Below are 11,385 nucleotides of genomic sequence, written 5' to 3' on the forward strand. Positions count from 1 at the left end.
ACTGTTGGAATAGTCAACGAGCTGCCAAAATCTGTTTTTTGCGCTTTTTCTCTATATTTATTCAAAATTGACCGGATATTTATATGTTTTACCTCCTCCGCTAGCTTGATCCAGCTCAGCCCCTGTTTTGCGCAAGCTCGTACAATGGCGCTCCTTTAGCGGAGGTGCCATGCAGTTACACGAACTCGTCAATACATTCGGTCAAGATCTCAAGCAGCGTCACGGTCAGAAGATCCACAAACTCTCCATCCATGGTGCCTTCACCTGCCCGAATCGGGACGGCACCCTGGGCCGCGGTGGCTGCACCTTCTGTAATGTTTCCTCTTTTGCCGACGAGTCGGCCCAGCAGCTCTCCGTGGTGCAACAACTGCTGGCTCGCCGCGATGAAGTGACCCGCGCCAAGCGCTATCTCGCCTACTTTCAGGCCTATACCAGCACCTATGCCGAGGTCGAATATCTGCAGCGCATGTACGAAGAGGCACTGTCAGTGAGCGATATGGTGGGGCTCTGTGTGGGCACCCGTCCCGATTGCGTGCCGGATGCGGTGCTGGATCTGCTGGCGGGCTATCAGGAGCGGGGTTACGAGGTGTGGCTGGAGCTGGGGCTGCAGAGCGCCAATGACAAAACCTTGCAGCGGATCAATCGCGGACACGGTTATGCCGCCTATGAGGATGCGGTGAAGCGGGCCCATCAGCGCGGCATCAAGGTATGTGCTCATCTGATCGTTGGCCTGCCGGGCGAGGTGCCGATGGATAGCCTGGATACCCTGCATCGTATCGTGGAAACCGGTGTCGAGGGGATCAAGCTCCATCCGCTTCATGTGGTGGAGGGCAGCACCCTCGGCAAGGCGTGGCAGGCGGGGCGGCTTGAGGTTTTGACGCTGGAGCAGTATGTGGAGGCGGCGGTCGCCATGATCCAGCACACGCCGCCCGAGGTGGTTTATCACCGGATTTCGGCATCGGCGCGTCGGCCAACACTGCTGGCACCCGTGTGGTGTGAAAATCGCTGGACTGCGATGGCGGATATTGCAAAAGTGCTGGCTAGCAGTGGGCCACAAGGTCATGCCTTGGGGCGGCCCTTCATACTTGCTGACCTATAATTGAGTGCGACGTTATTATTTTCACCTAAAACATAGGGTTATATAAAAAAGTACATACCATAAACTATAGTTTTGGGGTGTTCCGGTTGATATAGTAATGCACACTTAATGGCCATCTAATTGACATTGTTATCTATTAAGTTCGACACGCGCTAGCAAGGCAGTGATAGCATGGAGTCAGTCAGGCCATGTTTATCGGGATTCGGCCATGTCGTTACCAGCGCCCTGCAGTAACTTATGGATGAATGTTTGCTGACAGGTTGATGCCCTGTGCCCGCACATCAGGAGATGTGTGATTTGGTGTGTTAGTCGCGCGAGCAGGAAAATACGTGCGGTTCATTTTCGTCTTGATCCCATTTATGCAGTGACAGGATGCTATGCAAGCAGAAACAAGTCGTATCGATGAACTATTAGAGTGCCTGGTCTTCTTGACCCGCTTTTATGGTGTGCCCAACAGTCAGGATGCCCTGACGACCGGGTTGCCTCTGGTCTCTGGCCGTCTGACAACGGCGCTGTTTTGCCGCGCGGCTGAACGGGGTGGCTTATCTGCCCGTGAAGTGATCCAGCCGTTGGCTGATATATCACCCTTGTTGCTGCCTTGCGTATTGCAGATGCGCAGTGGTGGCGCCTGTATTCTGCTGGAGTGGAACGAGGATCGCAGCCAGGGGAAAGTGATTTTTCCGCAGGCTGGTGATGCAGCCCAATGGCTATCTACGGCTCAGCTCGGTGATGAGTATCTGGGTCGCCTCTTCTATGTGAAGAAGCAGTTCAAATTTGACGAACGCTCACCCAAGGTGCTGGAAACCCGTGATGGTCACTGGTTCTGGAGCACCCTGTTCGAATCACGGGGTATTTATCGCGATGTGCTGATTGCCTCGATCCTCATTAATCTGTTTGCGGTCGCCAGCCCCCTCTTCACCATGAACGTCTATGACAAGATCGTGCCCAATCTGGCGTTTGAGTCGCTGTGGGTGCTGGCTGCGGGGGCCATGGTTGTTTTTACCTTCGATTTTGTGATGCGTCAGCTACGCAGCTACTTCATCGATATTGCCGGCAAAAAATCCGATGTGCTGCTGTCGGCCAAGATCTTTGCCAAGGTGATGGGCATGCGCATGGAGTCGCGCCCGGCTTCTACCGGTGCTTTCGCCAAGCACTTACAAGAGTTTGAGTCGGTGCGGGAGTTTTTCACTTCCGCCACCGTATCTACCCTTATCGATCTGCCCTTCGCGGTGTTCTTCCTCTTTATTATCTGGTTGTTTGCCGGCGTGATGGTGGTGGTGCCCATTGTGGCCATGCTGATCCTGGTTGCCTACAGCTTCTATATTCAAGGGTCGCTCAAGCAATCCATTGAAGAGGGCTCGCGCCTTGCCTCCCAGAAAAACGCCAACCTGATTGAAAGTATTTCCGGGTTGGAAACCGTCAAAATCTTCGGTGCCGAAAGCATGTTCCAGCATCGCTGGGAGCAGGCGGTATCCCATATTTCCACTTGGGGTGTACAGACTCGTCGCATTACCAACTCCATGTCTTCACTGGCCAGCTATATCCAGCAGGTAGTGACCGTTGGGCTGGTCATTGTAGGGGTCTACCAGATATCTGAAGGTTTGGTCACCATGGGCGGCATGATTGCAGCCGTGATGCTGGCGAGCCGGGCAATTGCGCCTATGGTGCAACTCTCGGTGCTGTCGACACGCTATAACCAGGCCAAGTCTGCGCTGGATATTCTGGAAAAGATCATGCAAACCCCGGGTGAGCAGGAAGAGGGCAAGCAATATATCCATCATCCGGTGATTGCCGGTCGGATCGAATTCGAGAATGTCTCGTTCAAATATCCGGGCATGGAAACCAGCTCGCTGCACAATATCAATTTACGCATTCAGCCAGGTGAGAAGGTGGCCATTATCGGCCGGATCGGGGCAGGTAAAACCACCCTTGAGAAACTGCTGATGGGCTTGTATCGACCCACCGATGGTTCGGTCCGTATCGATGGATTTGAGCTGGATCAGCTGCCCTCGTCGGTGATCCGTCGCAATATCGGCTGTGTCCCTCAGGATGTCATCCTGTTCTTCGGCTCGGTGCGCGACAACATTATGTTGGGTAACCCGCTGGTGGATGATGCTCGGGTTTTGCGCGCCGCCAAACGGGCCGGGGTGACCAACTTTACCAACCGGGATCCCAATGGCCTTGATCGGCAGATTGGCGAAGGCGGGCGTCAGCTTTCCGGTGGTCAGCGTCAGGCGATCCTGCTGGCGCGTGCGCTGCTCAATGATCCCCCCATTCTGGTGATGGATGAACCCACCTCCAACATGGACAACCAGTCCGAGATGCAGGTCAAACAGGAGCTGGCCAGACTTGGCCCGGAAACCACCCTGATCCTGATCACTCACAAGACCTCCATGCTGGATGTGGCATCCCGGGTGATTGTTATCGAGCAAGGTCAGATAGTTGCAGATGGCCCTAAAGATGTGGTGTTGCAACAGTTGAAAGAAGGCAAAGTACGAGTGCAGGAGGTATCCCATGGTTAAGGGACTCTCCGGCTGGTTCAACCGGTCTAAGAAGGCGCAGTCTGACGACGTCTTACCCGCACCTGAGCACCTGGAGTTTGTCGATGACGGAGCCGCCGCTGTGTTGCTCAGTACACCGACTAGTGCCCGTATCTTGTTGTGGTGTTGTTTCTTATTTTTTGTGAGTGCCATTGTCTGGGCTGCATGGGCAGAACTGGATGAAGTCACCGTGGGGCAAGGCAAGGTAATGCCTTCCCGGCAATTACAGGTAATCCAGAACCTGGAAGGGGGGATAGTCAAAGAGATCTTTGTCAAAGAGGGTGACATCGTAGAAAAAGGGCAGGCATTGCTGCGTATCGATGATACCCGTTTTCGCTCCGATTTTCGGGAACGGGAGCAGGAGTTGGTGACCCTGAAAGGCGATATCGCCCGGCTGCGGGCCGAGATGGCCAGTGTCGAGGTAAAAAATGAGCCGGCACTGGGTTGGCGTGAGCAAGTGGTCATCTCTGAGGCACCCATCCAGTTTCCTGATGGTTATGAAACGATTTTCGCTGAATATGCCAACCGTGAGCGTTCAGTCCAAAAAGATCGCCTCAATAACTTGAAGAACCAGCTCTATATATTGGGGCAGCAAATCGAACAGAAAGAGCAGGAACTGATAGAGTTGAACGCCAAAATACGCACCGTGAACCGCAGCGTGGATTTGGCCAGACAAGAGCTCAATATCAGTCGTCCGCTGGCTAAAGAAGGAATTGTGCCACAGGTTGAATTGATCAAACTGGAGCGTCAGGTCAACGAGATGCAAGGGGAGCTGGAGAGTAACCGGTTGATTATTCCAAAACTCAACTCGGTATTGCGGGAGTCTATATCAAAGCGTAATGACATCGCGTTAACCTTCCGGGCTGATTCACAAACCGAGCTTAATGAGAAGCAGGGACGACTTGGTCAGCTGTCCGAAGGGCAGGTCGGCTTGCAAGACCGGGTTGATCGTACCAGTGTGATTGCGCCGCTCAAAGGCACTATCAAAAAGCTCAAGATCAATACCCTGGGCGGTGTAGTGCAACCGGGTATGGATTTGATGGAGATAGTGCCGCTGGAAGATACCTTGCTGGTGGAAGCTAAAGTGTCGCCAAAAGATATCGCCTTCCTGCGACCCGGGCTGGACGCCATCGTCAAGATTACTGCCTATGACTTTACAATCTATGGAGGATTGCATGGCAAGGTTGAACAGATAAGTGCGGACTCGATCCAAGATGAGGAGGGGAACTCCTTTTATCTGGTTCGAGTACGTACCGACAAGAGTTACTTGGGCGATGAGCTTAACGCACTTCCCATCATCCCCGGTATGTTAGCCAGTGCGGATATTATTACTGGTAAAAAAAGTGTCCTAGACTATTTGCTGAAACCCATATTAAGGGCAAAGCAGTCGGCACTGAGAGAACGATAAGCCAACAATCTAAAACAATACATGACTGGAGATAACATGAAAAAAACGATTGTTGCCATGCTGGTCAGTGGCATAACCCTACTCCCTGGTTTGGGGCAAGCCCAGACGCTGGAGGAGTCGGTAGGACATACGCTTGCGACACATCCCAAGATCAAGGAAGCGTTCGATTTGTATCAGGCACGCCTCTATCAGCATGATGGTGCCAAGGGTGGTTACTATCCCACCATCGATCTGCGTGGTGGCGTAGGTTATGAAAAGACTGATAGCCCATCAACACGTCGTGATCCAACAAGTGATGACTCGTTGACTCGTAAAGAGGCCGGGCTCAGTCTGCGCCAAATGTTGTTTGATGGCTTTGATGTCAGCAACAACGTATCCAGAACAGAAGCGGAAGCCAATGCCCAGCGTCTGGCGATGATCTCTGAAGCGGAAAACACCGCGCTGCGGGTCTCTGAGGTGTACCTCAACATGCTGCGTCAGCAGGAAATCCTGGAGCTATCCAAGCAGAATCTGGAAACCCACGAGCAGATCCGCAGTGACATTCGCAAGCGGACCGACTCAGGTTTGGGATCGACGGCGGACCAGACCCAGATCGATGGCCGTGTTGCCCGCGCCTATTCAAACCAGGCTGCAGCGGAGAACAACTATCGCGATGCAGAAAGTGAATTTATCCGTGTCGTGAATGAGGTGCCAAAAGATTTGGTGCAGCCGGTTCCCAACGCCGAGGTCATTCCGGCCAGTCTGGAGACAGCGCTGAAAACCGCGACCGAAGTTCACCCGACCCTGCTCTCTTCACTGCAGGATATCGAAGCGGCCAAATATCAGCATGAAGGCGCCAAGTCCGGTTTCTACCCCAATGTGACATTCGAGGTCGATCAGAACTGGAATGAGGATATCGATGCGGTTCCAGGCCGTAATGATGACCTGACCGCCATGGTGCGGATGCGTTACAACCTGTTCCGCGGTGGTTCTGACGTGGCAGAGAGCAACGCTACATCGGCGCTCTATTCCCAGGCGAAAGACATTCATCTGAATGCGTTCCGCCAAGTGGAAGAGGGCACGCGTCTGGCATGGAACGCCAAAGAGTCGCTGACCAAGCAGAAGACCTTCTTGAAAGAGCACGTCGACGCCAGCTATGACACCGTGCAGGCCTATAAAAAGCAATTTGGTTTGGGCCAACGGACTTTGCTGGATGTGTTGAACACCGAGAACGAACTGTTTGAAGCGCGTCGTAGCTATATTACTGCCGAATATGACGCGCTGCTGGCGGACTATCGCATTCTCAATGCGACAGGTAGCCTGCTCAATGCCTTTAGCGTCAAACAGCCCGCTGAATGGCAAGCCAAGAAGTAACGGTTCGCTATTGATCCCGCAGGGATGATGACCGCACCAAGGTGACTGCGTATTGCAGTCACCTTGTTTGGTAAATGTAAGTGGTTGTCCGGTTTCAGGAGTGCGCAGCAACAATGCAACAGGCAACGGATGTGACACTTCAGCCTGGAGAGGGTTACCGGTTCCCTTTTATTTTCAGCAGATGGAAACTGTTATGCCTGCGCGTTTTGCGCCACTCGTTATGGGTTTTGCTGCTACCTGTTTCGCTGTTGCTCTGTGCCAGTCAACCTTTGCCACCGGAAGATCTCAATTTGATCAAACGGGCTGAGCAGACCTATGGTGCACGAGCAGGCAAGCGGGTAACCAGTTGGCGGATGCTGGTCATGGAGACGAAGGGAAGGGCTCTTAGCGAGGCGAAAAAACTCGAGCGAGTGAATAACTTTTTTAATCGGATGCGCTTTATTGATGACATCAAGTTGTGGCGCAAGAAGGATTATTGGGCCACGCCACTTGAGTTTCTGGGGGCGGCCGGGGGAGATTGCGAGGATTTTAGTATTGCTAAATATTCCACGCTGCTTGAACTTGGGATCCCGGATGAAAAAATGCGGATGGTGTATGTCAAGGCGCTTGATTACAACCAGTTTCACATGGTGGTTGCCTATTACGAGACGCCATCCTCCGTTCCGGTTATTTTGGATAATTTGATTGGCTCGATTAGACCCGCCACACAACGACGGGATCTGTTACCTATTTATAGCTTTAACGGTAGTCACTTGTGGTTGATGAAGGCGAAAGGCCAAGGGGAACTGGCTGGTCAATCATCTCGCTTGGGATTATGGAATGATTTACGCAATCGCATGACCTCGGGGCGATTGGCTCGGCCAGCGGTGAATTTGGATGATTAACCTATGACGCTCTATCGACAGTTATTAGCCACCATGCTGCTGTTGTTTGGATTGCTCTTTGCGGCCACATACTGGGTGCAATTCAATTCAACCCGCACGTATCTGGCACAGCAACAGCAAACAACGGTCATCAACACTGCCACCTCGCTGGGGCTGGCACTGACTCCCTACCTGGAAAATGGTGACAAGGTTGCTGCCGAATCAGTGATCCAGGCCATTTTTGATGGTGGTTATTACCGACAGGTTCGCCTTGACCTGCTCGCCTCCAAAGATGTCATCGAGTTGGAAAACACCAATAATATTCAGGGTGTACCGCAGTGGTTTATCAATTTGGGGTTGTTTCCTGAGGTATCCAATGAGTCAATTCTGACTTCTGGCTGGTTGCAGCTTGGCAAATTAAAGGTGGTTGGCCACCCGGGCCAAGCTTATTACGAGTTATGGCGCGGAATGAGCGAACTGGCGAGCTGGTTTCTGGTCGGTTTTTTGATCACCACCATTCTATTGATGAGAGCACTCAACTATTTGCTTAAACCGCTGAAACACATCTGTCAGCAAGCGGTCGAGATCGAGTTGCATCATTTTGGTCACGCCATACCTGAGCCGAAAACCCATGAATTGAAACAGGTAGTTCAGGCTATAAATACCCTATCAAGCAAGTTGGCATTGCAGTTCAAAGAGCAAGCCGATGAGGCTGAAAAGTTGCGTGAGCGTGTGTATGTAGATGCGGTATCTGGTCTTGGCAATCGCGCCTATTTTGTCGGTCAGGTCAATGCCTGGATTGCAGAGGCAGGACAAGGGGGCGTCATGCTGATTGCGGTAGACATGCTTGATGACATCTACCGTGATGAGGGCTTTGCTGCCCGTGACAATATGGTTAAATCCATCGCGCAAGCCTTGAAAGAACAACTGCAAGGGTGGGATGGTGCTGCGTTGGCCCGGATTTCGGCAACGGAATATGCGCTGCTCTGCCCAACTGATGACCTCACTCAACTCAAAGATTTGGCTGAGGTGATTAATAGCCGCATCGCCGATCTGGTGGTGAATCCAATGGGCGAAGGCGATGCACTCTCAGTCATCGGTATTGCCGGTCGTGATGGCCACGATGATCTCTCAGCCTTGTTGACCAAGGCCGATAATGCGCTTGGCAAAGCGCGCAATGAACGCCGTGGTGCTGTCGTGATGGAAGGGGGCGCCGAACAAGGGTTGATGGGACGTTTGGCCTGGCGAGATCTGGTGCAAGATGCCATCTCACGGCAACTGTGGCGCTTCAAAGCCCAACCTGCTTGCCGATTTGATAATGGCGCCAGGTTGCATGCCGAGTTGTTTGCCTCGATTTCTCGTGATGGCACAGATTATTTTGCCGGTCAGTTCTTGCCTGCAATTGAGCAGTTCAAACTGGGTGGCGAGTTTGACCAGGCGGTCCTCGATGCGTGCGTTCCATTACTGCAAAAGCAGTCTGATCTGGTGCTGGCGATCAATATCACGGCAGGCTCGCTCTGTTCAGATGAGTTTTTAACCTGGCTGACTCGCTATTTGGCCGAGCATGCCGAGTTGAAAGAGCGGCTGCTATTTGAAATACCTGAAGCTGCCATCATGAAGCATAAAGAGAATGTGACCGCGTTGGTGCACGCCTTGCAGGCGCATGGCTTCCTGTGGGGTGTTGATCACTTCGGCCGTCACTTCCACTCTTTGGGTTATCTGGAGGAGCTGGCACCGGCGTATGTCAAAGTTGACCACGGTTATACTAGCCAGGTTATGGAGCCGGGGGCCGATACCTCATTCCTGGCCGCGGTGTGCCGTGCGGCACATAATGCTGGTGTGACCACGATTGCGACCCGTGTGGAGGACCAACGCCAAGTAGAGCTGCTCTCGAAGTTGCATATTGATGGTTATCAGGGGTTTGTTCATCCAGCCTTTCCCTTGTCTTGAATAATACAGTGTTAAAAATGGCCCCGAATGGGGTCATTTTTATATCTAAAAATTCTCTTTTCCCTCTTTCCATATAATGGAATTATGGAGAGCCTCTAATGGCGCTCAGTAAATAGTGTTGATTTTTATATTAAAAAAGCAACCCTTCTATTTTTTTCCCTCGTTCTATTGAATACCTACCGAATTGATACATTTTTGCAACGGATAAGCATGTCATCTCCTCCTACGGTTTAGGAATCAAGATCCGTCACGTTGGAGCAATGGATATGCGTACCCAAATCATCGACAAGTCAGTGGTTGTCTCAGCTATCGAAGGCAATGTGGAAATTGTGCTGGCTGATGGAAGCAGCCGCCCTCTGCAACAAGGGGAGATCCTCCAGCCCGGTGCCAAGTTGACCATAGCGGATGATGCCAAGCTGGCTCTTTCCCCTTATGACGACACTCCCGCATCGGGTGCTCCGGCGGGTTCCGAGTCGGCTGAGCCAGCTCAACCACAAGCGGGGGCCAGCCCGGAAGGGGCTCCTTCAGATATTGCCGCATTGCAAGAATCGATTCTGCAGGGCGTTGACCCGACTCAAAACTTTGAAGCCTCTGCTGCCGGTGGTGCCCCTGCGGCCGGTGGTGGTGGCGGTATTGGTGGGGTTGCCGGAGCCAGTGGTAATGGTGGTTTCGTCACCATTGATCGAACCGGCGATGCCACGATAGCGGCTGCAGGGTTTGATACAACCTACGATACGGCCGCTGTAATCAATGCAAATCAGGCAGAAGATTTAATTCTTGAGAATCAGCTTGATGATTTGGGCGAAACCGTCGTGACCCTGGAAGACGCTCAGGTCAGCGGTAATTTGCTGGACAACAGTACCAACCCTGATGGACCCGCTGCTGCCTCCGTCGTTTCATATGACTGGGGTATCAACATCGGTGTGCCTGCCGGTGTTGCCGCCACTATTACCGGTGTGGGCACGTTGATCATCAATCCGGATGGGAGTTATACCTTCACTCCGGCTTCTAACTATGATGGCGCCGTTCCCCCTGTGAACTATCAGGTAACCGATGGCCAGGACACAGCTACATCGACACTCGTGCTCTCCATCACTCCGGTCGATGAAGAAGTAGCTCTTGCTGGGCTGGATCGGGAAGGGGGGGAGGTACAAGTCAGCGATACCAATTTAGCGGATGGTTCGGCTCCCAACGCAGCAGCTCTGACTCAAAGTGGAGTGTTTACCTTCAATGCTCCTGATGGCGTCCAGAGTTTGACCTTGGGTGGCGTTACATTAATCACTAATGGCCAGCCAAGCACATCTTTTCCCCAGTCAATTATCAGTCCGTTAGGAAGTGTCCTGACAATCACTGCGGTGGCTTACAACCCTGTGACTGGTGCAGGACAAGTCAGCTACAGCTATACCCTTAGCGATAATGAAAACCATACAAGACCCGTCAATGACACCTCCTTGAGCGAAAGCTTTAGCGTTGTACTGATCGATAGTGATGGTGATACGGCTAGCGATACCCTTGATGTCACCATTTTGGATGACATACCCACTCTGGCTGATGGGGAAGAACAATCTGTGCGCAGTTTGGTCCATGAAGATGCGCTGATCGGCGGTAACAGTGAAGGGACTGGTCAGAGTGTGAACGCCAGCGGTGCAGCCGGTACCCTAAATAGCTTGGTCAACTTCGGTGCCGATGGGGCAGGCAGCTTTGGTCTGGGCAGTGATGTCAGCAGTCTGGTAGGCCTGGGACTGACCAGCGGCGGTGTAGCGCTCAGCTACAGCGTGGCGGGTAATGTATTGACCGCCAGTGCCGGTGGGGTACCGGTCTTTACCCTGACCGTAGGGGCTGACGGCAGCTACAGCTTCACCCAGAGTGGTCCACTGGACCATCCGACAGCAGATGGTGATGACAGCGAGCAACTGGCTGGCGTGGGCATCGACTTCTCTGGCGTATTGACCGCCACCGACGGTGACGGAGACCCGCTGACAGGTAGCTTCCCGGCAGGGAGCTTTACCATCAAGGTGGAAGATGATGTGCCGGTGGCGGTGAACGATGGCCCGGTTGGCGTGACAGAGGATGGGATGTTGGTGGTCAGTGGCAATGTGCTGACCGATGGCTCTGACGATGTATTTGGTGCAGATGGCCAGGGTGTTGACTACGTGGAGTGGGATGCCAATA

General features: G+C 52.8%; 7 protein-coding genes. All 7 read left to right on the top strand.

The annotated features are described in order from the left end of the window. Nucleotides 1–169 precede the first annotated feature (169 nt). Nucleotides 170–1,099: a TIGR01212 family radical SAM protein gene (locus BN4575_RS19425; RefSeq protein ID WP_068979422.1), complete on the top strand. Its 930-nt coding sequence runs from the start codon at nt 170–172 to the stop codon at nt 1,097–1,099. A gap of 377 nt (nt 1,100–1,476) precedes the next feature. Then, entirely contained in the window at nt 1,477–3,621 is a 2,145-nt protein-coding gene (locus BN4575_RS19430; RefSeq protein ID WP_042018976.1) for a type I secretion system permease/ATPase, read from the top strand. Beyond that, nucleotides 3,614–5,047 (top strand): HlyD family type I secretion periplasmic adaptor subunit, encoded by a 1,434-nt coding sequence (locus BN4575_RS19435; protein ID WP_068979423.1) that lies wholly within the window; start codon nt 3,614–3,616, stop codon nt 5,045–5,047. The genes BN4575_RS19430 and BN4575_RS19435 overlap by 8 nt, the downstream gene beginning before the upstream one ends. Before the next feature lie 36 nt (nt 5,048–5,083). Continuing rightward, nucleotides 5,084–6,400: a TolC family outer membrane protein gene (locus BN4575_RS19440; RefSeq protein ID WP_068979424.1), complete on the top strand. Its 1,317-nt coding sequence runs from the start codon at nt 5,084–5,086 to the stop codon at nt 6,398–6,400. A 131-nt stretch (nt 6,401–6,531) separates the two neighbouring features. Beyond that, nucleotides 6,532–7,284: a transglutaminase-like cysteine peptidase gene (locus BN4575_RS19445; protein WP_082186734.1), complete on the top strand. Its 753-nt coding sequence runs from the start codon at nt 6,532–6,534 to the stop codon at nt 7,282–7,284. Between the two features lie 3 nt (nt 7,285–7,287). Continuing rightward, nucleotides 7,288–9,213, top strand: a complete 1,926-nt coding sequence (locus BN4575_RS19450; protein WP_068979425.1) for an EAL domain-containing protein — start codon at nt 7,288–7,290, stop codon at nt 9,211–9,213. A gap of 266 nt (nt 9,214–9,479) precedes the next feature. Next, on the top strand, nt 9,480–11,385 hold a 1,906-nt coding region (locus BN4575_RS22135; protein ID WP_256029025.1), incomplete at its 3' end, for a retention module-containing protein.

It is taken from the genome of Aeromonas sp. EERV15 (assembly GCF_900079845.1).
Lineage (GTDB): Bacteria > Pseudomonadota > Gammaproteobacteria > Enterobacterales > Aeromonadaceae > Aeromonas > Aeromonas sobria.

Excerpts from the sequence above, each read along its gene's own strand:
- BN4575_RS19425 (WP_068979422.1), top strand. The coding sequence starts at position 170 with ATGCAGTTACACGAACTCGTCAATACATTCGGTCAAGATCTCAAGCAG.
- BN4575_RS19430 (WP_042018976.1), top strand. The coding sequence starts at position 1,477 with ATGCAAGCAGAAACAAGTCGTATCGATGAACTATTAGAGTGCCTGGTC.
- BN4575_RS19435 (WP_068979423.1), top strand. The coding sequence starts at position 3,614 with ATGGTTAAGGGACTCTCCGGCTGGTTCAACCGGTCTAAGAAGGCGCAG.
- BN4575_RS19440 (WP_068979424.1), top strand. The coding sequence starts at position 5,084 with ATGAAAAAAACGATTGTTGCCATGCTGGTCAGTGGCATAACCCTACTC.
- BN4575_RS19450 (WP_068979425.1), top strand. The coding sequence starts at position 7,288 with ATGACGCTCTATCGACAGTTATTAGCCACCATGCTGCTGTTGTTTGGA.